This window comes from Sorangium sp. So ce590 (genome assembly GCF_051521365.1).
Classification (GTDB): Bacteria; Myxococcota_A; Polyangia; order Polyangiales; family Polyangiaceae; genus Sorangium.
In genome coordinates, this window is the sequence record NZ_CP150346.1 from 4,694,701 (window position 1) to 4,717,393 (window position 22,693).

17 protein-coding genes are annotated in these 22,693 nt (G+C 72.7%); 9 read left to right on the forward strand and 8 right to left on the reverse strand.

Translation table 11 applies throughout. The features are described from left to right. Positions 1-117 precede the first annotated feature (117 nt). Genes WMF28_RS17650 through WMF28_RS17660 form a run of 3 tightly spaced genes read left to right on the forward strand, consistent with a single transcriptional unit; the run spans position 118 to position 3,063 of the window. Positions 118-1,101 (forward strand): ATP-grasp domain-containing protein, encoded by a 984-nt coding sequence (locus WMF28_RS17650; RefSeq protein WP_437603405.1) that lies wholly within the window; start codon positions 118-120, stop codon positions 1,099-1,101. Further along, positions 1,098-2,225 (forward strand): carboxylate-amine ligase, encoded by a 1,128-nt coding sequence (locus WMF28_RS17655; protein ID WP_437603406.1) that lies wholly within the window; start codon positions 1,098-1,100, stop codon positions 2,223-2,225. Before WMF28_RS17650 ends, WMF28_RS17655 begins: the two co-directional genes overlap by 4 nt. A gap of 43 nt (positions 2,226-2,268) precedes the next feature. After that, complete coding sequence (locus WMF28_RS17660) at positions 2,269-3,063, forward strand: hypothetical protein (RefSeq protein ID WP_437603407.1); 795 nt, start codon at positions 2,269-2,271, stop codon at positions 3,061-3,063. A 42-nt stretch (positions 3,064-3,105) separates the two neighbouring features. On the opposite strand, the gene WMF28_RS17665 is transcribed toward WMF28_RS17660, so the two are convergent. Further along, a complete protein-coding gene (locus tag WMF28_RS17665; RefSeq protein ID WP_437603408.1) occupies positions 3,106-4,533 on the reverse strand; it encodes a serine/threonine protein kinase in 1,428 nt (475 codons plus the stop codon). Positions 4,534-5,032: 499 nt separating this feature from the next. On the opposite strand from WMF28_RS17665, the gene WMF28_RS17670 reads away from it, so the two are divergent. Beyond that, entirely contained in the window at positions 5,033-6,679 is a 1,647-nt protein-coding gene (locus tag WMF28_RS17670) for a hypothetical protein (RefSeq protein WP_437603409.1), read from the forward strand. A gap of 73 nt (positions 6,680-6,752) precedes the next feature. After that, positions 6,753-7,340 carry a GNAT family N-acetyltransferase gene (locus WMF28_RS17675; protein ID WP_437603410.1) on the forward strand — a complete coding sequence of 196 codons (588 nt, stop codon included), beginning with the start codon at positions 6,753-6,755 and terminating at the stop codon, positions 7,338-7,340. Between the two features lie 674 nt (positions 7,341-8,014). On the opposite strand, the gene WMF28_RS17680 is transcribed toward WMF28_RS17675, so the two are convergent. The 6 genes from WMF28_RS17680 to WMF28_RS17705 form a co-directional block, all read right to left on the reverse strand. After that, positions 8,015-9,286, reverse strand: a complete 1,272-nt coding sequence (locus WMF28_RS17680) for an outer membrane protein assembly factor BamB family protein (RefSeq protein ID WP_437603411.1) — start codon at positions 9,284-9,286, stop codon at positions 8,015-8,017. After that, positions 9,273-10,628: a tetratricopeptide repeat protein gene (locus tag WMF28_RS17685; protein WP_437603412.1), complete on the reverse strand. Its 1,356-nt coding sequence runs from the start codon at positions 10,626-10,628 to the stop codon at positions 9,273-9,275. Before WMF28_RS17685 ends, WMF28_RS17680 begins: the two co-directional genes overlap by 14 nt. Then, positions 10,597-13,821 carry a sulfatase-like hydrolase/transferase gene (locus tag WMF28_RS17690; protein WP_437603413.1) on the reverse strand — a complete coding sequence of 1,075 codons (3,225 nt, stop codon included), beginning with the start codon at positions 13,819-13,821 and terminating at the stop codon, positions 10,597-10,599. Before WMF28_RS17690 ends, WMF28_RS17685 begins: the two co-directional genes overlap by 32 nt. 302 nt (positions 13,822-14,123) lie before the next feature. Then, the gene (gene greA, locus WMF28_RS17695) at positions 14,124-14,600 is read right to left on the reverse strand and encodes a transcription elongation factor GreA (RefSeq protein ID WP_437603414.1); all 477 of its coding nucleotides are present in this window, start codon (positions 14,598-14,600) and stop codon (positions 14,124-14,126) included. A gap of 111 nt (positions 14,601-14,711) precedes the next feature. Beyond that, positions 14,712-15,020 (reverse strand): hypothetical protein, encoded by a 309-nt coding sequence (locus WMF28_RS17700; protein WP_437603415.1) that lies wholly within the window; start codon positions 15,018-15,020, stop codon positions 14,712-14,714. After that, the gene (locus WMF28_RS17705) at positions 15,017-15,877 is read right to left on the reverse strand and encodes an outer membrane protein assembly factor BamD (RefSeq protein WP_437603416.1); all 861 of its coding nucleotides are present in this window, start codon (positions 15,875-15,877) and stop codon (positions 15,017-15,019) included. The genes WMF28_RS17700 and WMF28_RS17705 overlap by 4 nt, the downstream gene beginning before the upstream one ends. A gap of 116 nt (positions 15,878-15,993) precedes the next feature. Here WMF28_RS17705 and WMF28_RS17710 point away from each other — a divergent pair, with 116 nt between their 5' ends. Beyond that, positions 15,994-17,502: a sigma-54-dependent transcriptional regulator gene (locus WMF28_RS17710; RefSeq protein ID WP_437603417.1), complete on the forward strand. Its 1,509-nt coding sequence runs from the start codon at positions 15,994-15,996 to the stop codon at positions 17,500-17,502. Between the two features lie 55 nt (positions 17,503-17,557). Here WMF28_RS17710 and WMF28_RS17715 read toward each other — a convergent pair whose 3' ends face one another. Continuing rightward, the gene (locus WMF28_RS17715) at positions 17,558-19,102 is read right to left on the reverse strand and encodes an ATP-binding protein (protein WP_437603418.1); all 1,545 of its coding nucleotides are present in this window, start codon (positions 19,100-19,102) and stop codon (positions 17,558-17,560) included. A gap of 224 nt (positions 19,103-19,326) precedes the next feature. Between WMF28_RS17715 and WMF28_RS17720 the strand changes: the two genes are divergently transcribed. The 3 genes from WMF28_RS17720 (at position 19,327) to WMF28_RS17730 (ending at position 22,693) form a co-directional block, all read left to right on the forward strand. Continuing rightward, positions 19,327-19,977 (forward strand): transaldolase family protein, encoded by a 651-nt coding sequence (locus WMF28_RS17720; RefSeq protein ID WP_437603419.1) that lies wholly within the window; start codon positions 19,327-19,329, stop codon positions 19,975-19,977. A gap of 6 nt (positions 19,978-19,983) precedes the next feature. Continuing rightward, positions 19,984-21,543 carry a methyltransferase domain-containing protein gene (locus tag WMF28_RS17725; RefSeq protein WP_437603420.1) on the forward strand — a complete coding sequence of 520 codons (1,560 nt, stop codon included), beginning with the start codon at positions 19,984-19,986 and terminating at the stop codon, positions 21,541-21,543. Between the two features lie 148 nt (positions 21,544-21,691). After that, the gene (locus tag WMF28_RS17730) at positions 21,692-22,693 is read left to right on the forward strand and encodes a hypothetical protein (RefSeq protein WP_437603421.1); all 1,002 of its coding nucleotides are present in this window, start codon (positions 21,692-21,694) and stop codon (positions 22,691-22,693) included.

Below are 22,693 nucleotides of genomic sequence, written 5' to 3' on the forward strand. Positions count from 1 at the left end.
CGGTTCGAGCGGTCGGTTCGCGGATACAATTATAGCATAAATTTCCTGAGTATCCGCGCTACGCTGCGCGTCAACGGCGTAGCCGCGAAACTGTGTGGTGGGAGGAGACAGCAACGTATGGCGGACAAGATCGGCATCCTCGTTGGCTGGGAGCAATCGTTCCCGCAGGCCTTCCTCGAGAGGTGCAACAAGGTGCCGGGCATCCGGGCGGAGATCGCGACGATCGGCGGGACGCCCGAGCGCTTCGAGAGCCCCTACCGGGTGCTCATCGACCGGATCAGCCAGGAGGTGAAGCACTACCGCTTCCACCTGAAGGCGGCGGCGCTCGGCGGGGCGTTCGTGATCAACGACCCGTTCTGGTGGAGCGCGGACGACAAGTTCTTCGGCTACTCGCTGGCGTCGCAGATCGGGATCGCGACGCCGCGCACCGTCATGCTGCCCCAGCGCGACTACATCCCGGGGATCGTCAAGGAGCGCAGCCTCCGCAACCTCGAGTACCCGCTCAACTGGGAGGCGATCATCGACTACGTGCGCTTCCCGGCCATCCTCAAGCCCGCGGACGGCGGCGGCTGGAAGGACGTGTCGGTGGTGCGGAGCCAGGAGGAGCTGCTCGCCGCCTACAACGGCTCGGGGCAGAACGTCATGACCCTGCAGGAGTTCATCGACTTCGAGGACTACGTCCGCTGCATCTGCGTCGGCAAGGATCGCATCCTCCCGATCCAGTACGACCCGAAGGCGATCGGCCCCACCGGGCTCCGCGGCTGCTACGTGCAGCACGAGGACGAGCGGTGGCTCCCGAAGCGGCTGCACGATCGCATCATCGAGGACGCGATCAAGATCAACAGGGCGCTCGGCTACGACATGAACTCGATCGAGTTCGCGATCCGCGACGGGGTCCCGTACGCGATCGACTTCACGAACCCGGCGCCCGACATGCACATCGAGCACCTGCGGGAGCGCTACTTCAACATCGCGGTCGACTGGATGGTCACGTTCGCCGTGGAGTGCGCGCGCGGCGGCCGGCGGACGCGCGACGACTACGCGTGGTCGAGGCTGGTCCGGCCTTCCGTGCAGAAGGTGCGGCTCGGGGCCTCGTCGTGACCGCGGCCCTGGGGCTCCTCGACGGCCAGTTCACGCTGGGCATCGAGGAGGAGTTCCAGATCGTCGACGCCGAGACGCGCGAGCTCAAGTCGTACGTGAGCCAGCTGCTCGAGGGGGGGCAGGGCCACAAGCTCCTGCGCGAGCGCGTCCGCGCCGAGATGCACCAGTCGGTCGTCGAGACGGGCACCGGCATCTGCCAGGACGTCCGGCAGGCGAGGGGAGAGCTGACCGAGCTGCGCGGCAGCCTGAGGGCGCTCGCGCAGCAAGGCGGGATGCGCATCGTCGCGGCGGGGACGCACCCGTTCAGCGACTGGAAGAAGCAGGAGATCACCGACGGCGAGCGCTACCGGGGCATCGTGGAGGACCTGCAGGACGTCGCCCGGGCCAACCTCATCTTCGGGCTGCACGTGCACGTGGGCGTCAAGGACCGCGAGGTGGCGATGGCCCTCGCGAACCAGATCCGCTACTTCCTCCCGCACATCCTCGCGCTGTCGACGAGCTCGCCGTTCTGGCTCGGCCGGTGCTCGGGCCTGAAGAGCACGCGGAGCGAGATCTTCAAGCGCTTCCCGCGCACCGGCATCCCGGGGCTCTTCGAGTCGTACGGCCACTTCCAGCGCTTCGTCGACCTGCTCGTGAAGACGGGCTGCATCGACAACGCGAAGAAGATCTGGTGGGACGTGCGCGCCCACCCGTTCTTCGACACGGTCGAGATCCGGATCTGCGACATGACCACGCGCCTCGACGACACCGTCGCGCTGGCGGCGCTCATCCAGGCCGTCATGGGCAAGCTCTACCTGCTCTACCGGCGCAACCTCGGCTTCCGCGAGTACCGGCAGGAGCTCATCGAGGAGAACAAGTGGCGCGCGGTGCGCTACGGCATCGACGGGCAGCTCATCGATTTCGGCAAGCAGGAGCAGGTCCCCGTTCGCCTCCTCGTCGGCGAGCTGCTCGAGTTCGTGCAGGAGTCGGCCGAGATCTTCAGGTCGCAGGACGAGCTCGAGCGGATCCGGGCGATCCTCCACGAGGGGACGAGCGCGGATCGCCAGCTCGCGGTCTACGCCCGGACACCGCGCTTCGAGGCCGTCGTCGACGACCTGATCGAGCAGTCGAGCCTCGGCCTCTAGACGAGAATTTCTGCTCGCGCGCCGGCTCTGCTACCGTGCGGCCGTGGGAATCGCTCCGCGCCGCTGCGCTTTCGCTCTCTCGGTGGGCTGCCTGGTCGCGCTGTCTGTCACCGCGGGCTGCGCGTCGACCGAGTACGTCAACGAAGGTCCGGGGCAGCCGACGCCGCGGGCCTCCGGCGCGCTGCCCCCCGGCTCGACGGGCGTCTGCAAGCAGCCGCAGACGAAGCGGCCGCCCATCGTGAGCGAGGAGCTCTGGGCGCACACGAAGCCGTGCACGCCGCGCACGCCCGCCTCGTACATCCGCCTCGGCTACGCGAAGGACGGCGCGGCGGGCGCCGACCCGGAGGCGGAGCAGCTCGTCGAGCGGGTGCTCGCGGCGCTCGCCGAGGGGCCGAAGCCCGAGGACGGCAACAACCAGGTCACGAGCGCGATCCGCGCCGTGCGGGCCTACGCGGCGAGGAAGGACGAGCTGCGCGCCCGGATCGTGCGGGAGTCGGCCGCCGGGCAGGCGTGCGACGTGACCTACCTGCTCAACACGATGTCCGCGGCGCGGAGCAAGCTGTCCGGGGGCGAGGCCTGCACGGCCGAGGTGTTCGACCCGGAGACGCGCGGCGACGCGTGCCTCTTCGACACGAAGCGGCCCGAGGGGCTGTGGCTCTCGAGCGGCTGGTCGTGCATGACGTTCACCGGCGCGCTCGGGAACGAGGCGTCCTGCCATCAGCTCTGCGGCTACGACGACTACTGCGCGCGGCAGGTGTACTGCGCGGCCGGCGACGTCAACCTCCTGCTCTGCACGCTCGGGGTCTGCCTGCCCGAGCCGTCCGCCGGCATCAAGTGACGGCGGACGGCCGGCCTTGACCGAACGCCCGGCGGGCCGGAGCTAGTCGGCCAGGAGGGCGCTCAGCCGCTCGAGCACGCCGCGGAGCAGGTCGCGCGCGCCGCGCAGGAGCGAGCGCCCGTCGCGCAGGACGTCCTGCACCTCGCTGGGTACGGGCAGGAGGCCTGCGCGGGCGGCGAACGCCGCGCCCGTCAGGAGCAGCAGGATCGCGAGCAGGGCCAGAAAGGCGCGGCGGCGCCACGTCCGCCGGGCGCGGGGCGCCGGGGTGACCAGGGACGGCGGCGCGGACGCGACCGGCCGGGCGAGGCTGGAGGGCGGCGACTGCGACGAGGGCTTGGGGGAAGGCTCGTCGAGGGAGACGGGGAGGATGCCGGCGAAGGTGGCGGGGAGGGGCGTGTTCCCGGCCGGCGGCCGCTTGGAGCGCCGCTCGCCCCTCACCGAGGACGCGGTGCGGCTCTCCCCGCGCGACGACATGCGGCTGTCCGCGAGCTGGATCGCCGTCGCGAGCTTCTTCCGGCGCTCGGACACGATGTCCCCGAGCGTGTCGCGGACGAAGTGGCCGACGTCGCCGTCCGAGACCGCGATGCCGAGCGAGATCGCGATCTGGTCGATCGTGCGCTGGAACGAGGCGCAGTCGTTCCAGCGGTCCGCCGGATCCTTGGCCAGCGCGCGCTCGATGGCCACCGCGAGATCGAACGGGACGTCCGGCACGAGCTCCCGGAGGGGGACCGGGGCGAACCGCAGGATGTTCTCCATCGTCTTGGCGTCGCTCCGGCCGCGGAACGGGTGGTAGCCGCTGAGGGTCGTGTAGAGGAGGACGCCGAGCGAGAAGATGTCGGAGCGGCGATCGACCTTGCCCGACGTGAGCTGCTCCGGCGAGAGGTACGGGATCTTGCCCTTGAGCTGGCCGGCGACGCGCGTCTCGTGCAGCCGGCCCGTGGCCTTGGCGACGCCGAAGTCGACGATCTTTACGATGCCGTCGAACGACACCATGACGTTCTGGGGCGAGATGTCGCGGTGCACGAGGTCGACGAGCTTCCCGTCGTCGTCGCGGAGCTCGTGCGCGGCGTGGAGGCCGGCGCAGATGCTCGAGGCGATGCGCAGGAGGATCGGCAGGGGGACGCCCCCGGCCGATTTGACCTGCTTGTTCAGCGTGGAGATCGTGTCGCCGTCGACCCACTCCATCACGATGTAGAGCACGCCGTTCTCGTCGCCGAGCTCGACGATCTCGACCGCGTGGGGGTGCCGGATGCGCGACGCGAGGCGCGCTTCGTCGAGGAACATGGCCTCGAAGGCCGGGTCGTCGCCGAACTCCGGCAGCATCGTCTTGATGGCGACGATCTTCTGGAAGCCGCGGGAGCCCACGAGGCGCGCCGCCCAGACGGCCGCCATCCCTCCACGGGCGACCGGCATGAGGATCTCGTAGCGGCCCAGCGTGTCTCCAGGCTTGAGGTCCGACAAGAGCTGCACGCGGTGATCCTAGATGGGGAGGCGGAGTTTTGGAGGGGTGGGGCTCGAGTGCCGCCGTTACGTTCGTGGAGGCACGCAGCCTCGACGTCTGCCGGAGCGACGCAGCGCCATCGCGCTCGCACGTCACGAAGGAGGTCCCGCGAAGCCAGGGTGCCACGAAGGGGACACCGACCTCAAGTTCGGGGGCGCCAGCGCCCGAGCGGAATGATCTCCGGCGCCCGGCGGGCAGGAGCGCAGGCGCCGAGGAGGCGCGACGCGGCCGCGCGGAACGGCGGCGGCGGGTGCACGGCGCGAGAGCGGCTCATCGCAGCGGATACTACGCGAGCACGGTGGGGCAGGAAGAATGCAGCGAGCGCTGCCGGAGCATCGATGGGGCGCGCCGAGGAGAAGCGAACCGCGCGAAAGGGAAGGATTCGTAGCGAAGAGTGCGCCAGATCGCGCTGGAGACGCGGGCGCTGGAGTCGTGATACACGGGGAGCGACCCGCTCGACGAGGCCTCATGGAAGCCAATCTGCGCCCGATCCCGCCGCCGCACGACGAAGACGACGAAGATGTGCACTGGGCGCTGTCGACCGCGACGGCCCTGTGGGGGCGCGGCGAGCGTGATGAAGCGCTGAGATGGCTGCGCCGCGCCGCGGAGCAGGCCTCGGATGCCAACGCCGACCTGCGCGCGCTGGAGCTCTTCAAGGCCGCCGCGGAGGTCGCGCAGAAGATCGCGGCGATCGACGCGGTTCCGGGCTCGGCCACGGCGACGGACTCGCCGCCGGCGATCGCGAGCGCGGCGCCGAAGACGCCCTTGAGCGCGCCTCCCCAGGCGTCCGGCGCGGCGCCTGCCACGGCGAGCGCGCCGCCGCCCAGGCCGAGCGCGTCGGGGGCCGGGTCCCACGCGACGCCGTCGCGGCCGCCGGGCGTGGAGGGAGGCTGGACCGAGCGCGGCGGCGCGGGCACGAGCGTGCCGCCGGCCGCCGCGACGCGGGCGCCCTCGGTCCGCGCGCCTGCCGACGACGCGCCGGTGGGGCCGATGACCTCGGCGATGGCGTCGTCCCGCGACGCCGGCGCGTCCAAGCCCGTCGGAGGGCTGGGCCGCGCGGTGCCGCTCGCGCCGGGGCGCGCGCCCGCGCCGGCGAGGTCCGTGGCCGTGCGCGAGGTGACCCCCACGCAGCTGTCGCCGGCCGCGCGCATGGCCGGCCCCGCGCCGGGGCTCCCGACGCGGCCCGCCGCCGGACCGCAGGCGCCCGAGGCGGCCGGCCGTGCTGTCCCGGCAAAGGCGCGCCCGATCGCCAGCTTCACGGCGACCCACTCGAGGGTGTCGTCGACCACGGCGGTGACCGAGGAGGTCCCGGCGGTCAAGCTCCCGGCCGCGGGCGCGCTCGCGGGCCAGGAGCCGGGGCAGGGCGCGTCCGGCGCTGCGCCCCGGAGCACGGCCGGCGAGCAGCTCCCGGCGGACGGGGACCCCCCGCCCGATCAGCGCGAGACGGTGCCTACGGCCATCGCCGTGGCATCGACGCGGCGGCAGGCGGTCCCGCTCGGCGCGAGCTCGTCGCAGGAGGCGACCGAGCGGCGCCCGCGGCTCTGGCCGGATGACGAGGGCACCATGCGCCGGCCGCTGACCGCGCAGGAGCAGCGGGTGCTCATGGAGCACCGGCTCGAGGACCTGGACGAGGAGACGCCGACGCTCGGCCTGGAGCAGGCGGGCGACGACGAGCCGTCCGCCGCGGCTTCAGCGGAGGCGCCGGCGGGGGCCCACGCGTCCGACGACCGCGCCGACTGGACCGACGCCGAGCCGGACGACGACGATGCGAGCGTCGCCTCTGCGGATCCGCAGGGAGACATGACGCTGGCGGCGGCGCCTTCGGGGGCGATGCAGGCGCGGCCGTCCGAGGGGACGGGGGTGGACTCGGCGTGGAGCGATCCGCCCTACGAGGGCGAATGGCAGGCGCCGCCGCCGCGGCTGCCCGCGTCGCAGATCGAGCCGCTGCCGGCGCTGCGGATGGCGGTGATCGGCATCTCCAGCACGGGGGAGCTCCGGCTCGTCCCGATGGATGGAAGGAACGCTCCGCCGCGGGGCGCGGCGCTCGGGATCCTCGTCCCGCTGAGCCCCGGGGACGGCGAGACGATCGCGCGGTTGCTCCAGCTGCGCGGCTGAGGCGTCGCGGCGCTGCGACGCGCGGGATCGGCAAGAAGTGGGGCATCCCGCGCTATGGCGGTAGCCTCGGGGGATGCATGACGAACGGACCGCCCCGAAGCGCATCCGCGTGACAGGACTGCAGGAAGCCCAGCTGCCGGCGCTTGTCGCGACGGAGCAGGCCTGCACGGCGATGTACCACGAGATCGGCGTTGACGCGGCGGAGGTCCCGGCGCGGACGCACTCGGACATCATCGCGCTGACGCGGCAGCACGACGTGCGCGTGGCGGAGGCGGACGAGGAGGTGGCCGGCTACCTGGCGTGGCGCGACGAGGCGCCCGGGGTCGCGTACCTGGAGGAGCTCTCGGTGCATCCGGACCACCAGCGGCGAGGCATCGCCACGCGGCTGCTCGCGGAGCTGGAGGAGCGGGCGCGGGACCTCGGCATGGAGCAGATCGTGCTGCGATCCCGGGAGAGGGCGAGCTGGGCGCAGGCTTTCTACAAGAAGGCGGGCTTCGCGCCGCTCGGTGACGACGCGCCCGCGAAGGTCCGCGCGTGGCGGAGCGAGCAGGAGGCCGCCGGGAGGCCGCTGACGCGAAGCGGCGAGGTCGTCCTGTGGGCGGCCATCGCGCCGAAGGCGGCTGATGCGCAGGACGAGGACGAGGCGCTGGGCGACGGCTGAGCCTTGCCGGAGGCGGCCGGTGGAGGGCCGCCGTGGGTCGGCGTGCGCCCGACGGGAAGGTGCGCGGCGCGGAGCGGAGCGCGGGCGGTCGACCGGGTTCGCCGCGTTGCCGAGCGTGCGTCCGTCGGCGGGGTTCGCTGGGTGGGGCTGACCTGGGTTCGGACACCGGCGGGGGCGCCGTGAACTGGCGCGGGTTTGCCGACGGCGCGGTGGACCGACCCAGGTTCGCCGACGGGGCTCGCTCGGACGGGTTTGGCTCTGGCCGAAGGTCAGCCCAGACGCCCGACGGCGCGAGTTGACATAATGTTTCTTATGCGATCCAAGACCGGTCCAGGGGCAGGGGGACCAGACCTTGGTTTCACGAGTAATTTCATGGCCTCAACCCAACCCGGGTCGGCGCTGGCCTGGACCCAACCAGGGTCGGCTTCGCTACCCAACCCGGGTCGGCGCTGGCCTGGACCCAACCAGGGTCGGCTTCGCTACCCAACCCGGGTCGGTCTCGTCGCAACCCAACACGGGTCGGCGCTGGCCGGACCCAACCAGGGTCCGCTAAATATGTGGGCCTAGCTCGCCTCTGGCGCACAACGTGGGCGTACGTCGCAGGCATTTCCTGAGACGCCTGGACGCCCTCAGCGCGCCGGCTTCAGAAGAGCGTCCCGGAACTGAACGAACGCTCAGCCCTTCGGGAGCGGCGGCGTCTCGACGTCCAGGCTGAGCAGCGCGCCGCCGTTCGTCAGTACGAACGCCCGCCGACCGTAGGCCGCCGGCGTCATCGCAATGCCGCCGCCGGTCTCGATGCCGTCGATCACGGCCCCGTCCAGCGGCGAGAACAGGAAGACCCCGTAGCGCGTGGTCGTCACCAGCACCGCCCCCGCGAACGGCACCGGGGCCGAGATGCCACCGTCCGGCAGATCCCGGCGCCAGATCGTCCGGCCGTCCTCCGGATCCAAGGCCCACAGGCCGGTCAGGCCCGAGGACGCGAGGAGCACCTTCCGCTCGGGCACGATCGGACCGCCTCCGCTCCGAGGCTGGTGCGCAGGCTGATGCCACAGCACAAGCTCGGTGACGCCGACCGCCGCCTCGTTCACCCAGGCCCGGGTCCCGTTCTCGGCGTCGAGCGCGAAGATACCGCCCGCATAACCCGCCACGAAGACCACATCGCCCGAGGCGATCTGGCCGAAGACCGGCGTGGTGTCCGTGTCGAGGTACTTCGGCGTCTGGCCACCCGCGCTCTGCTCGGCCTCGGCAGCCAGGTCGACGAGCGCCCACTGCTCGGACCCGTTCTTGAGATCGTAGGCCATCACGACCCCGTCGGAGAACGCGGTGTACACCTTGTCCCGCCCGAGCGCCGGGCCGGCGTGCCCGGAGATCTCCATCCCGAACGCCGGCGTCCGGTGCTGGTGCCAGCGCATCGCGCCCGTCGCCGCGTCGAGCGCGATCAACGTGTCGTTCGAGTTCGTCACGTAGAGCACGCCATCGCGCAGCACCGGCCGCCGCGAGACCTTGGCGTTGGTCATGAAGCGGTAGAGCAGCTGGCCGTCCGAGGCGCGCACCTTGTAGAGCGCGCCGTCGTTCGAGCCGAAGTAGACCGCGTCCGACACCGCGTCGTAGAGCGGCTCGCTCTGCACCGGGCCGAGCGTCTCGAACCGCCAGATGACGTCGCTCGTGTCGGCGCGCACCGCATACAGGCCGTGATCGCTCGACCCGACGAAGACACGCCGGTGCGCCGCGTCGATCTCGGGACGGCCGCGCTCGTAGGCCTCGCCGACCTTGCGCGTCTCGGCCGTGAGGTCGCGGCGCATCGTGATGCCCAGCGCGCTCCCCGGATGGTGCAGCCAGAGCGGCGCGTCGGGCGCCGCGGCGACGCCCAGGTTGCCGCAGCCGCCGAGCGACGCGAGCGCCAGCCCGAGGAGCGCAGCGCCCACAGCGCGGCTAGTGCGGCGCATCGCCCGCCTTCTTCTCCGCGTTCTCGCGCGCCCGGCGGATCAGCTGCTCGATCTCCTCCGGCGTCATCGTCTGGCCCTTCGGGCCGCCGAACGCGGCGCGAGGCGGCACGGCGGCCGGATCGATCTTGCGCAGCATCTCCTCGACGACGGCCTCGAGGAACTGGAACGAGCGGCCCTCGGCCGACGGCGCCTGGAGCTTCTCGTGCGCGCTCTTGAGCAGCTCCTTCGCCTTGTCGCTGTCGCCCTTGGCCAGGTGGATCCGCGCCTGGTGGTACAGCGCGAGCTCCTTGTAGCCCCTCATGTCGATCGCCTCGAGCTCCTTGAACGAGGCGAGCGCTCCGTCGAGATCGCCCTTGCCCTCCCGCGCGAACGCGATGCCCTCGATGGCGCGCCCCTTCACGTCGGGATCGGCCCCCGCGAGCGGCGACGAGACCACGGCGCTGTACGCGTCGAGCGCGTGCGCGTAGTCCTTCTTGTCGAGCAACACCCCGGCCTGCCCGAGCTTCGCCAGGATCGCCGCACCGGTGCCGCCGTGCTCGTCGATGACCTTGTTGTAGGCGGCGAGCGCGGTGTCCGACCGCTCCTCCGCGGTCTTGAAGGTCCTCGTGGCGTCGAGCTCCTTCTCCTCCTCGCTGCGCGTGTCCTCGGCGACCACCCTGCCCCGATCCGCAGCGACGGCCGCCACGAGCGCCGACGACGACACGGCGTCCCTCTTCTCGGCCCGCGACAGGTAGAACAGCAAGCCGCCGGTCGCGACCACCGCCGCCAGCGCGCCCCACTGGACGATGTGGAAGTTGCTCTTGAGCCACCGGCCGGCGCCGCTCGTCATGCGGCTGAGCGCGTCCTCGACCATCTCGCCCGGCAGCAGCTGGACCGGGCGACGCCCCGCAGCCTGCTCCCTGCGGCGCGCGAGCAGCTCCTTCGCGCGGGCGTTCTTGTCCTTGGGCAGATCGTCGCCGGCCGCCTTCTTCTTGCGACGGCGCACGGTGGCCTCGTCGCGGCGACGGGCCGCGCGGTTCGGCGCCGCCTCGACCGCCGCCTCGCCCGCAGCCTCCGCCGGCGGCGCCTCGTCCGGCTCGTTGACGCCGAGCGCATCGGCGACGCGCTGCGCGGCGTCGTCATCGCCCTCGCCGCCGGCCTCCTTCACCGGAGCGTCGCGCGGCGGCCGCTCCGGAGCCGCCTCCGCAGCCCCGACCTCGTCGCCATCGCTCCGCGTGGCTTCGTCCTTGTCACTCCCCGCGGATTTCTCTTCGGCCTGCTCTCGGTCCTTGTCCGACACGCGGCGGACTCTAGTCTCGCGGCTTGCGGCGTCAATCTGGCCGGTGAGCGGCAGGCGCTTCATCCCCCGAGCGCGGCGGCGGCGCTCGCCGATCGCGGGCGTCGCGGGCGCCGCCGGGCGACCAGGGCGCAGGCGGCGGGGGCGGGATCTCGTCGCTCAGCGGGACGACGGCGCACGCGAACACCTCGACGTTCTGGGTCGCGTACACCACGAAATCGGCGTAAGAGCCCGGCTTCGCGCCCACGGCGAGCGGCAGCGTCGCGAACGCCTCGGTCGGCTCGCTCCCCGGCGGGATCACGAGCGTGACCGCGCGCTCCGGATCGAGCTCCGGCGCGCTCGCCGGGACGAGCGACGCGCCGTCCCGCTTCGGCGGGCGCGCGCCGCGCCTGGGGCTGCCGAACCGCACCTCGCCGGGGCGGCCATCGTCGGTCCGCGCGCGGCAGAGGACGCGCACGCCCTTGCCGTTGCCCGCCTTCGGGATCACGACGCCGAGCCCCACCCCGCTCTTCGCGAAGCGGCGCAGGCGGCCGAGATCACGCTCCCGCGGCCCGCCGAGCAGGTCGAGGATGTCGGCCCGGAGCGCGAAACCAAGCCCCCCAGGCAGCGGATCGGGCGTGCCGAGCATGCGCAGGAGCGGCGTCCACAGCTCCGGGCCGGCGCCGAGCTTCACCAGCGCCTCCGCGATCGCGACGCGCGCGGTCTGGTAAGGCTCCTGGCTGAGCCGCTCGGCGAGCGCCGGCCGCGCGGCGTCCTCGCCGATCGCCGCGAGCGCGGCGGCGGCGTACGGGCGGAGCCGCACGTCGCCGAGCGCCGCGATGAGCGGCGGCAGCGCGGCCTTCACCCGGATCTTGGCGAGCGCGTCGACGATCTCGCGCGCCCGCTCGAACGACGTCGTCTCGCCGGCGTCGGCGCCGCCGTCCTGCTCCGGGCCCCGGACCACCTGCCTGAGCCACGCCACGAGCACGTCGTCGCCGCGGCGATCCCCCGCCTCGGCGAGCGCGAGCGCCGCGAGGCGCCGCCACTTGCGGTCGCGATCGACGACGAGATCGCGCGTGAGCGGCGCGCCCTCGCCGAGCCGCGTGAGCGTGAGCGCCGCCCACCGCCGCACCTCGTCGTCCTCGTCGCGCACGAGCGCGAGCCGGAGCGACGGCGCCGCCTCGGAGCGGCGCAGATCGAAGAGCACCTCACCCGCCTTGCGGCGGATCGCCACGTCGGCGTCGTCGAGCAGCGCCGCGACCTCCACCACCGCGTCGGCGTCGCCCGCGATGCCGCGGCGGAGCGCGTCGGGCCAGCCCTTGCCCTCCCTCCGGAGGCCGCGGACCTCGTAGCGCCCGTGTGACGCCTCGACGGCGCGCAGCTCCGACCGCATCGCGCCGAGCTCCGCCGGACGCAGCGCGGAGATGTCCTGCCGCTGGCCCGGATCGGTCGCCACGTCGTAGAGCGCGCACGCGCCGATCTTGCGCGCGCAGACGAGCCGCAGCGTGCCCTTGGCGAGCAGCGTCTGCGTGTCCGTCTCGGCGAACGCGAAGCCCGGGAGCGACGGAGGCCCGCCCGGCGACGCCTCGCCCTGCTCGGCCGCCGCGTCGCCGGAGGCGAGCAGCGGCCCGAGATCGGCGCCGCGCACGCGCGCGGGCCTCGGGATGCCGAGCCCCGCGAGCACCGTCGGCAGCAGATCGACGAGCTGCACCGGCGCCTGCACCACGCGGGGCGAGAGCAGGCCGGGCGCGCTCACGATGAGCGGCACGCGCGCCTGCTCCTCGTACACCGTCGTGCCGTGGTAGCGCCCGCCGTGCTCGCCGAACTCCTCGCCGTGATCGGCCGTGACGATCACGACCGCGTTCGGCCGCTCCTTGCGGATCTCGTCCACGATCGCGCCCACGCCCGCGTCCGCCACGGCGATCTCGGCGTCGTAACGGTCGATGTCGCGGTCGCCGAGCGGGTGCTCCGGGTGCGCCTCGTACGGCTCGTGCGGCTCGAAGAGGTGCACCCACATGAACGAGCGCTGCTCCGGCCCGAGCCCGGCGAGGTAGCTCCGCACCTGCTCCAGCCTGAGCTGCGCGCTCGCGAACTCGATCTTCTGGTACTCGAAATCGAGCGCCCGATCGCGCAGCGCGCCGAAGCGCTCGCCGTCGATGAAGAACACCGCCGGCGGGTAGAAGCCCGCCGTCTTGTAGCCGTAGCGGCGGAGGTGCTGCGCGAACGTCTCGGAGTCGTCCCCGAGCCCCTGCAGCACGAGCGGGCGGATGTACTTGCCCGTCATGAGCGACGAGACCGCGTACGACGTGTGCGGCGTCGGCGTGTACGCCGCCTCGAAGCGCACGCCGTCGGCCGCGAGGCGATCGAGGTTCGGCGTGATCTTCCTGTCGTAGCCGTACGCCCCAACGTGATCGGCGCGCAGGGCGTCGATGCTGATCAGCACGATGTCCCGCCCCCGCAGATCGATCGCGTGCCCGCTCGCGCGCTCGTCGAGCGGCGCGGCGTCGAGCGGCTCGGGAGGCGACAGCACGGCGGCGAGCTCGACCACGTGGCCGAGCAACGGGCCGTGCGTCGCGTAGATCAGCCGGATGTTGTCCGCGAGCGCGAGCCGATCCGCCGCGCCGGGCGCGAGCGCGGCGCCGAACGCGAAGAGCACGAGGGCGAGCGCCGCGCGCACGAGCCTCGGCGAGCGCCGCTCGCGCCCGTCGCCCTGGCGGGCCGCCCGCGTGGGCAGCGCCGGCGTGGCGAAGGTCGCCGCCGCGAGCGTGAGCGCCGCGAGCCCGAGGTGGAAGGCGAGGTAGAGCCGCGGCAGGATGCGCACGTTCGCGACATCGAGCAGGACGACCGCGCAGGCCGCCGCGAGGACGAGCCACCTGCCGGCGGTCGCGGAGCGCGCTCGCTTCAGGGCGCGGGCCACGGACGGCGCCGCCGCGAAGGTCACGCCGGCGGCGAGGAGCGACAGCGCCGCGACGAAGGGCGCGCGCCGGCCGCCATCGAGCATGCGCCCGGCCGAGACACCGAAGGCCACCGCGCCGCCGAACGCCCCGGCGAGCAGCGCCGCCGCGGCGCGGAACCCCGTGCGCTCGGAGCGCGTGACGATCTCGAGCACCGCACCGAGGAGGGCGGCGCACGGCGCCGCGGCCGCGAGCGCGAGCGGCAGGAGGTCGCGCACGGCGCGGCCGAGCTCGTAGAGCCCGAGGAGCTCACGCCACCGCAACGCCCCGACGACCAGGAGCTCGGCGAGCGCGAGCGCCGCGAGCGCGAGGTAGGCGTCCGCCATGCGCCATCCGACCTCGGTCTCCAGCTTGCGCGGAGGAGCGTCGGAGCTCCCGCTCGGGAACGTCGCGCGGCTCGGCGCCGGCGCCGGCGTGGACGGGCGCGCCGGCCCGGACTGAAGGCGCGGCGCCGAGGGAGCCCGGTGCGCGGGCGCTCCCGGCGCGACGCCCGCGAGCCCGTCCGCAGCGGCGGTCGAGTCGGGCCGGCTCCCGTGGGCGGATCGACCGGGGGCTGCGGACCCCCCGGGAGGCCGGCTGGAGCCCCCATGGCCCCGCGGGCGCATCGGAGCCGCCCCGTTGCGATCGGTCATGCGTAGGAGACTTCGAGGATCTCGTAGGTGCGCGGCCCGGCCGGCATCATCACGCGGACCTCCTCGCCGACCTCATGGCCCAGCAGCGCGCGCGCGAGCGGCGAGGCGATGGAGATGCGCCCGACCTTGAGATCGGCCTCATCCGGCCCGACGATCCGGAAGCTCTGCTCCTCGTCCGTGTCCACGTTCGTGAGCTTGACCCTGGCGCCGAACTGGACCTTGCTCCCGCTCAGCTTGGACGGATCGATCACCTCGGCGCGCGAGAGCGTCTGCTCGAGGTAGCTGATGCGGGCGACGATCATACCCTGCCGCTCCTTGGCGGCGTGGTACTCGGCGTTCTCGGAGAGATCTCCGTGCTCCCGGGCCGTTCCGATGTCCTTGACGACCTGCGGCAGGTCGCTCTCTTTCAGCCGTCGCATCTCTTCGCGGAGCCGCGCTTGTCCCTCGGGCGTCATCGGTACTTTCTCGGACATGGTGGGGACGCTTTTAGCATGGCTCCCGGCCGGTCGACGACGGCGCGAGACGCGCCGATCGCTCAAAGCGCCGGACGCCCGGGCCGCAGCGCGCGCTCCGCCCCCGCCGGCCTACCCCCGCCAGCGCACGATCTTCCGCGGGGGCCGCCGCGCGTGGGCGTCCGCTGACTTCGTCGCGCTCCGGACGAGGGCCGCCGCGGTCCGGGAGAGCTCCTCGGGGTGCGGCCCGCCGTGCGGGACGGCACCGGCATCCACGGCCGCCGTGGCCGCGCCGGTCGCCTCGACGACCCGCACCTCGACCGGGACGTCCGCGTCCGGGAGCCGCACGAGACCGCGGTAGACGAGCTCGCCCGGCGAGTCGTCGGTCTGCTCCAGCACGTAACGAGCGCCGGAGGACGGCCGCCCGACGGCCTGCGTCACAGCTGCGGCCCCGAGCGGGCCGGGCCCGACGCCGCCTTGGCGGGCGCGCGGCGCTGCCCGCCGGGGCCCATCTCGTCGAGGAAGCGCCGCGCGGTCACGGCGAACGGGCCGCCCCAGTCCCGGATGACCGACTCGAACACGGCGCGCGCCTCGTCCGGCTTCTTCATCTTGAGGAGCGTCTCGCCCTTGAGGACGAGCGCCTCCGGATCGAGCCCGGAGCCGGGGAAGGTCCGCAGCGCATAGTCGATCCGCGCGAGGGCCGCGTCGAACACGTCCTCCTTGAGGTAGTAGCGGGCCACGTAGAGCTCGTGGCGCGCGAGCCGCCCCGTCACGACCTCGAGCATGTAGGCCGCGTCCTCGCGGTAACGGCTGCGCGGGAACTGCCGGAGGAACGTGCGGATTTCCCTGTGGGCCTCGATCGTTGTCGCCTGGTCGCGCTCCTCGGCCGGCGGCAGGAAGACCGTGTCGTCGATGTCCAGGTAGAGCGCCTTGGCCATCCGGTACTTCGCGTACTCGACGTTCCGATCCGTCCGGTGCTCCTGGATGAACGCGCGGTACGCCGAGATCGCCTCGGGGTACTTGCCCTGCTCGAACTCGAGGTCGGCGATCCGGAGATCGGCGAGCCGGGCGTAGCGGCTGTACGCGAAGCGGCGCTTCACCTCGGAGAAGAGGGCGCGCGCGTCCTCCCAGTCCTTGGCCTCGAAGGCGGCCATCGCCTCGTTGTACGCGGCGCGCGCGTCCTCGGTATATGTGAGGGTGGCGGTGCGGCCGTCGTTGAGTTCGAAGTCGCAGCCCACGAGCCCGCCCAGGGCAGCGAGGCACCCGGCAAGGGCGAGGACAGCGGCGGAAGGTCTCATCGGGCACGCCTCGTACCCAATCCGGCGCCGGCGCGCCAGGGCTTCCGCCGCGGGCTGCGCCGCCCGCCCCTGCTCCCGCGTCGTGGCGCGCGGGTGAGCTGGGGTATGGTCCGCCCATGCCCGCTTCCCCTCCAGCGCCCCCCACCCCGACGCTGCACCCGGGAGGCGCCGCCTCGCCCACGATCCTCATCGTGGACGACGAGCGCAACATCCGCCGCACCCTCGCGCTCGTGCTGCAGGGGGAGGGCTACAGGGTCGCCGAGGCCCCGAGCGCCGAGGCGGCGCTGGAGCTGCTCGCGCACGGCGACAGCCCCGTCGACCTCGCCCTGGTCGACCTGCTCCTGCCCGGCATGAACGGCCTCGACCTCCTCCAGCGCGTGCGCCAGGACGACGCCACCCGCGAGCTGCCGGTCATCGTGATCAGCGGCCACGCGACCGTCAACGACGCGGTGAAGGCGGTCAAGCTCGGCGCCTGCGACTTCTTCGAGAAGCCGCTCAACCGCGAGCGCGTCCTCGTGGGTGTCAAGAACGCGCTGCAGAACTCGCGGCTCGCGCGGGAGGTCGAGGATCTGAAGGCGCAGGTGCAGTCGCGTTACGAGATGATCGGCCAGAGCGCCGCGATGCAGCGGCTGTTCAAGGAGATCGATCGCGTCGCGCCCACGAAGGCGAGCGTGCTCATCACCGGCGAGAGCGGCACGGGCAAGGAGCTCATCAGCCGCGCCATCCACCTGCTCTCGCTGCGGGCGCGGGGGCCCTTCGTCCGGGTCAACTGCGCCGCGATCCCGCGCGAGCTCATCGAGAGCGAGCTCTTCGGCCACGAGCGCGGCGCGTTCACCGGGGCGAGCGGGCCGAAGCGGGGCCTCTTCGAGCAGGCCCACGGCGGCACGCTGTTCCTCGACGAGATCGGCGACATGGACCTCGCCGCCCAGGCCAAGGTGCTGCGCGCATTGCAGTCGGGCGAGATCTGCCGCGTCGGCGGCGAGCACAGCCGGCACGTCGACGTCCGCGTGCTCGCCGCGACGAACAAGGACCTCTCGCGCGAGGTCGCCTCGCTGCGCTTCCGCGAGGACCTCTTCTTCCGCCTCGCGGTGTTCCCGATCAAGAGCCCGGCGCTCCGCGACCGCATGGACGATCTGCGAGCGCTCGCCGACGCGTTCATGGCGGCGTTCTGCAACGAGAACGGCCTGAAGCAGAAGGCGATCGATCCGGTGGTCTACGCCGCGCTCGAGCGCCGGAGCTGGCCGGGCAACGTGCGCGAGCTCAAGAACGTGATCGAGCGCGCCGCGATCCTCTCGAGCGACGTCGTCACCATCGCCGATCTCCCGGAGGATCCCCACGAGAACCCGTTCGAGGACGACGCGCAGGGGGCCGCCGGGGAGGGCTCGATCGCGCCCCCCGCCCCCGGCGCGGCCGAGCCGCACGCGGGCGCGGCCCGCCACGAGCCGGAGCGCCCTCGCCTCACGCTGCGGGAGTTCCGCGATCGGGCCGAGCGCCGCTACATCGTCGAGGTGCTGGCCAGCCTCGACTGGAACATCTCGCGCGCGGCCGTCCTGCTCGGCGTCGAGCGCACGAACCTCCACAAGAAGATCCGCGCGTACGGCATCAAGCGGGGCGAGGCGCCGTAGCGCCGACGGGCCGCGCGCGGCGCTGCAGGCCCCCGCGCCGCCCCCGCAGCCCGCGCTACGCGGCCCCCCCGAGCGCCCTGCGGACGGCGCGGAGGAGCGACTCGGCCGTGAACGGCTTCCCCAGCACCGCGGCCTCCGGCCGGGCGGCGAGCGGGCCGTCGAGCGCGTCGCCCGTGTAGCCGGACATGAAGAGCACCCGCATGTCCGGCCTGAGCTTCACGAGGCGCTCGGCGAGCTCGCCGCCGGACATCTCGGGCATCAGCACGTCGGTGAGCAGGAGGTCGACGCGCCCGCGCTGCGCCTCGCAGACGCGCAGCGCCTCGCCCGGCCCGCGCGCCGTCAGCGTGGTGTAGCCGTGCTGCGCGAGGATCCGGCTCGCGAGCGTGACCACGGCGTCCTCGTCGTCGGTGACGAGCACCGTCCCGCCCTCGCCCCGGCGCGGCGCGGCGTGGGGCGCGCGCTCGCGCCGAGAGGCCGCCGCCCGCGCCGAGAGCGGCAGGTAGATCTCGACGCGCGTGCCCTCCCCGGGCTGGGACGCGAGCTCGATGAAGCCGCGCCACTGCTTGACGATCCCGTACACGGTGGCGAGCCCGAGGCCGGTCCCCTTCCCCCTCGGCTTCGTCGTGAAGAACGGCTCGAAGGCGCGCGTCCGCACGTCGTCGCTCATCCCGCTGCCGGTGTCGCTCACGACGAGGCGCGCGTACCGGCCGGGCGGGATCGCCGGGTGCGCGTCGTGCAGGCTCCCCGCGGCGCCGACGCGGACCGCGCGCGCCTCGATCGACAGCCGGCCGCCGTCCTGCATCGCGTCGCGCGCGTTCAGCGCGAGGTTCATGACCACCTGCTCGATCTGCCCGGCGTCCGCCAGCACCCGGCAGCCCGATGGGCCGAGCGCGATCGCGAGCCCGACGCCGCCCCCGACGTCGGCGCGGAGCGCGCCCTCCATACCGCGCACGACGTCCCGCAGATCGAGCACGACCGGCTGCGCGAGCCCCCGCCGGCTCACCGTGAGCAGCTGGCGCGTGAGCGACGCCGCCCGCTGCGCGGCGCCCTTGATCTCGGCGAGGTCCTTCTGCACCGGGCTCTGCTCGTCGAGCTCCTCCATCACGAGGCTCGTGTAGTTCAGGATGATCGCGAGCAGGTTGTTGTAATCGTGGGCGATCCCGCCCGCGAGCCGCCCGACCGCCTCCATCTTCTGCGCCTGGCGGAGCTGCTCCGAGAGCTCGCGCCGGCGCTCCTCGGTGCAGCGCGAGGACGAGAGATCGACGATCGCCCCGACCACGAGCCGCTCCCCGCGCCGCTCCGTGAGCGCCTCGGTCCGCATCACCCGGACCGTCGACCCGTCGCGACGCGTGAGGCAGGTCTCTATCGCGCTCGCCGGCGGCGGCTTCGCGCCCGCGCCGCCCGTCACGCGCCCGCCGAGGGGGGGCTCGGCCGCCGCGAGCGCGTCCTCCCGCGAGCCGTAGCCGAGCAGCCGGGCGAGCACCTCGTTGCAGTCGACGAGGCGGCCGTCGAGCGAGGCGACGTAGAGCCCGGCCGGCGAGCAGGACGCGAGCAGCGGGCTGTGCTCCACCGGGTCTCTCGACGATCGTCCGCTGCTCATCGACGCGCTATCCGTGCCGAAACATCCGGTCGGAGGGAGATCCCCGACTACCCGAACTGAAGCGCGGACTCCCCTCGACTGCAACGCCGTTCACACCGGCAACACGCATGCGTCGCGGGCGGGACGGGCCGGCGAGCCGCGCAGCGTGGGCGGTTTCTTCTTCTCCATCCCGTCAAACTGGCCTAGACCCCGCCGGGGCTCGGGCGAGCCCTCAGGAGCGCGGCATGTTCTTCCTCGACAGCTCGAACCCGGCCGAGATCAAGGAGATGTTCTCCTGGGGCGTGCTGGCGGGCGTGACCACGAACCCCCTCATCCTCTCGCGCGACGCGGGCTGCGTCGATCTCGAGCAGCGCATCCGCGAGGTGCTGTCGGCGTCGGCCGGTCCGGTGTCGGTCGAGCTGACGAGCGAGACCGAGGCGGCGATGCTCGAGGAGGCCCGCGGCTACCACGCGTGGGCGCCCGAGCGGATCTGCATCAAGGTGCCCTTCAGCGACGTAGGCCTCAAGGTGACGCACGCCCTCGCGAAGCGCGGCGTGCGCACCAACGTCACGTGCGTGATGAGCTTCAACCAGGCGTACCTCGCGGCGCTCGCCGGCGGCGCGTACGTCTCGATCTTCAGCGGGCGCATCCGCGACATGGGCTACGCCGCGGCCCCGGTCATCGAGCGCACGCGCGTGCGGCTCGAGCGCGAGCGGCTGGGCGCCGAGATCATCGTCGGCTCGATCCGCCACCTCATGGACGTGAACGAGGCGCTCGACGCTGGCGCGCACATCGTGACCGTGCCGCCGGTCATCCTGCGGAAGATGCTCCACAATCCGAAGACCGAGGAGACGATCCGCGAATTCAACGCCGCCTGGGAGAAGCGTGCTAAGTAGCCGCGCGTGAACGCCGAGCCCGGCCGCGCGCGAGGAGAAGTGGAAGCTCGAGGGCCGCGTCCCCCCGGAGACCTGAGAGACGAGGACAACCCCGGCCGCCGCGCGCCGCTCCACGCCCCGGAGGAGGCCCCCGCCGAGCGCAAGTACGCGGTCGAGGAGGTGAACCGGGCCCTCGTCGCCGTCGCCGGCCGGCCCCGGACGGTGCTCGACGTCGGCTGCGGGATCGGGCTCAACGGCGCCGCCGTCAAGCGCACGGGCGCGCGCGTGACCGGGATCGAGATCGCGCCCGGGTCGCGCGCGCGCGCCGGGGGAGTGCTCGACGAGGTCCTCGCCGCCGACATCACGAGCGACGCCGCCGTGCGCGAGGCGCTCGGCGACCGGCGCTTCGACCTGCTCCTGTTCGCGGACGTCCTCGAGCACACCGCCGACCCGCTCGCCGCGCTCTGCCGCTTCCTGCCGCACCTCGAGGAGGACGGTCACGTCATCGTCTCGCTCCCCAACGTCGCGGCGTGGCCGGTGCGCCTCGGCCTGCTCGCCGGGCGGTTCGACTACGCGCCGAGCGGCATCCTGGACGACTCGCACCTCCGCTTCTTCACGCGCGCGTCGGCGCTCCGGCTCGTCGAGCAGGCCGGGCTCGAGGTGCTCCGCGTCGAGCAGAACCCGATGCTCGTCCGCGCCGCCAAGGCGCTCATCCTGAGCGGCCTCGGCGCCGGCGAGGACCCCGCCGATCTCGCCCGCTCGCTCCCGTACAAGGTCTACCAGGCGCTCGTCCGCCCGCTGGAGGACGTCGTGGCCGACCGCGCGCCCGGCCTCCTCGCGTTCCAGCACGTGATCGTCGCCAGGAAGCCGCCGCGCCCCCGCCGGATGCGGCTCACCGTCGGCATGCTCACGATGGATGAGGAAGAGAGCGTCGGCGCCATGATCGGCGAGATCAGGAAGGCCGTGCCCGACGCGGAGATCCTCTGCGTCGACAGCTCCACGCGGGACAGGACCGCCGAGATCGCGGCCAGCCTCGGCGCGCGCGTGCTCCGCCAGGTGCCGCCCCGCGGCCACGGCCCGGCGATGGAGCTCCTCATGTACAGCGCCGCGGCCCGGAGCGAGCTGCTCATCTACCTCGACTGCGACTTCACCTACCCCGCCGAGAACATCCCGGTGCTCCGGCGGCTCGTCGAGGAGGAGGGCGCCGACGTGGTGAACTGCGCCCGCACCCGCACCAGGCCCGCGGCCATGCCGGTCCCGAACTACCTCGCCAACCGCGCCTTCGCCGCCATGGCGCACGCGATGCACGGCATCCCCACCTCGGACGTCCACAGCGGCATGCGCGCTTACCGGTGCTCGGTGATTCGCGCGTTCGACTTCGACGGAGAGGGGGACGCGCTGCCCATCGACACGCTGCTCTTCCCGGCCAAGTGCGGCTATCGCGTGGTGGAGCTGCCCATCGAGTACAACGAGCGCGTCGGCACCTCGAAGCTGCGCAAGCTGGCTGGCACCGTGTGGACCATGATTCGCCTCCTGCGCGCGCTCCCCGTCGGCGACCGCCTCGGCGATCGCTACGAGCGCCGCTAGGCGTCACGGCGCGCGCCGTCAGGCATCACCGCTTCGGAGATCAACGGCCATGAAGCGGTGGCGACGCGGTGCGGCGTCACCTCTCCCGCGTGGTCATCCCATTGCGGTCGCCTATACTCCGCATCTTTGACTCCAGAGGAGGCAAGAGATGCGGTTTCTAAAGGTAGTTTATGTACTAGGTGTATCCGCGCTGACGGGCGCGGCCGCGGTGGCGGGGTGCGGGGGCGATGACGCCGGCGGGACGAGCTCGAATTCGCCGGGAGCGACCAGCGGCGGGGCCGAACGCGACTGCTCGCTGAAACACCCGGTCTGCACGGCGGTCACCTCGGACTGCGTTGCCGTCCACGACAATCGGGGCGCGACCACGCTCGGGCTGCGCATGGCGCAGCTCACGATCACGAAGCCCGACGTGCTCGCGAGCGGCTATGTCGCCGGCCTCGTGGCCCAGGGCCTGACGATGAATTTGCCCCAGTGTAATCTGAACGGCACGGGCACCTTTTCCTGGCTGCTCGAGTTCGACACGACGACGGGCAAGCTGCGCACCGGCGGCGCGATGCCCACGGACGACCCTCTCGAGGGCTACTGCTTCGCCAACACGACCGCCGGCGAGTTCGAGATCGCGCCGACGGAGATCGACGCCCCCCTGTCCGACGGCGCATGGAGCGGGGAGGCCGAGACCCTCAACGTCCCGATCTTCCTGGAAACGAGCCCGGAGCCGATCATCCTACCCCTGCACCAGGTGCGGCTCACCGACGCGAAGGTGTCGGCGGACAACAACTGCATCGGCCGGTACAACGTCGAGGGGCTCGAGTGGGAGAACGCCTGCCTTCCCGGCCAGGACGGCGATCCCCCGGCGTTCATCAACGGCGGCAAGCTCGCCGCCTTCATCACGCTGGAAGAGGTCGACCGGGTGATCGTCGACACTATCGACCAGAGCCTCTGTGTCGTGCTCTCGGGCGATATCGTAAAATACGGAACTGGTGAGGAGCCCAATACCTGCAAGCGCGACGAGAACGACCAGATCGTGCTGAAGGGCGACTGGTGCAGCGCGACGAACTCGCCTGCGACGGACGACTGCGCAGACGCCTATGCGCTCGGCGGCGAGTACGCTGCGAGCGCCGTCAAGATCAACGGTCTCTGCCCCCAGTAG

Bases quoted from the DNA above. Each gene is read 5' to 3' on its own strand.
- WMF28_RS17650 (WP_437603405.1), top strand. From the start codon at position 118: ATGGCGGACAAGATCGGCATCCTCGTTGGCTGGGAGCAATCGTTCCCG.
- WMF28_RS17690 (WP_437603413.1), bottom strand. From the start codon at position 13,821: ATGGCGGACGCCTACCTCGCGCTCGCGGCGCTCGCGCTCGCCGAGCTC.
- WMF28_RS17720 (WP_437603419.1), top strand. From the start codon at position 19,327: ATGTTCTTCCTCGACAGCTCGAACCCGGCCGAGATCAAGGAGATGTTC.
- WMF28_RS17715 (WP_437603418.1), bottom strand. From the start codon at position 19,102: ATGAGCAGCGGACGATCGTCGAGAGACCCGGTGGAGCACAGCCCGCTG.
- WMF28_RS17710 (WP_437603417.1), top strand. From the start codon at position 15,994: ATGCCCGCTTCCCCTCCAGCGCCCCCCACCCCGACGCTGCACCCGGGA.
- WMF28_RS17730 (WP_437603421.1), top strand. From the start codon at position 21,692: ATGCGGTTTCTAAAGGTAGTTTATGTACTAGGTGTATCCGCGCTGACG.
- WMF28_RS17675 (WP_437603410.1), top strand. From the start codon at position 6,753: ATGCATGACGAACGGACCGCCCCGAAGCGCATCCGCGTGACAGGACTG.
- WMF28_RS17670 (WP_437603409.1), top strand. From the start codon at position 5,033: ATGGAAGCCAATCTGCGCCCGATCCCGCCGCCGCACGACGAAGACGAC.
- WMF28_RS17680 (WP_437603411.1), bottom strand. From the start codon at position 9,286: ATGCGCCGCACTAGCCGCGCTGTGGGCGCTGCGCTCCTCGGGCTGGCG.
- greA (WP_437603414.1), bottom strand. From the start codon at position 14,600: ATGTCCGAGAAAGTACCGATGACGCCCGAGGGACAAGCGCGGCTCCGC.
- WMF28_RS17705 (WP_437603416.1), bottom strand. From the start codon at position 15,877: ATGAGACCTTCCGCCGCTGTCCTCGCCCTTGCCGGGTGCCTCGCTGCC.
- WMF28_RS17685 (WP_437603412.1), bottom strand. From the start codon at position 10,628: ATGAAGCGCCTGCCGCTCACCGGCCAGATTGACGCCGCAAGCCGCGAG.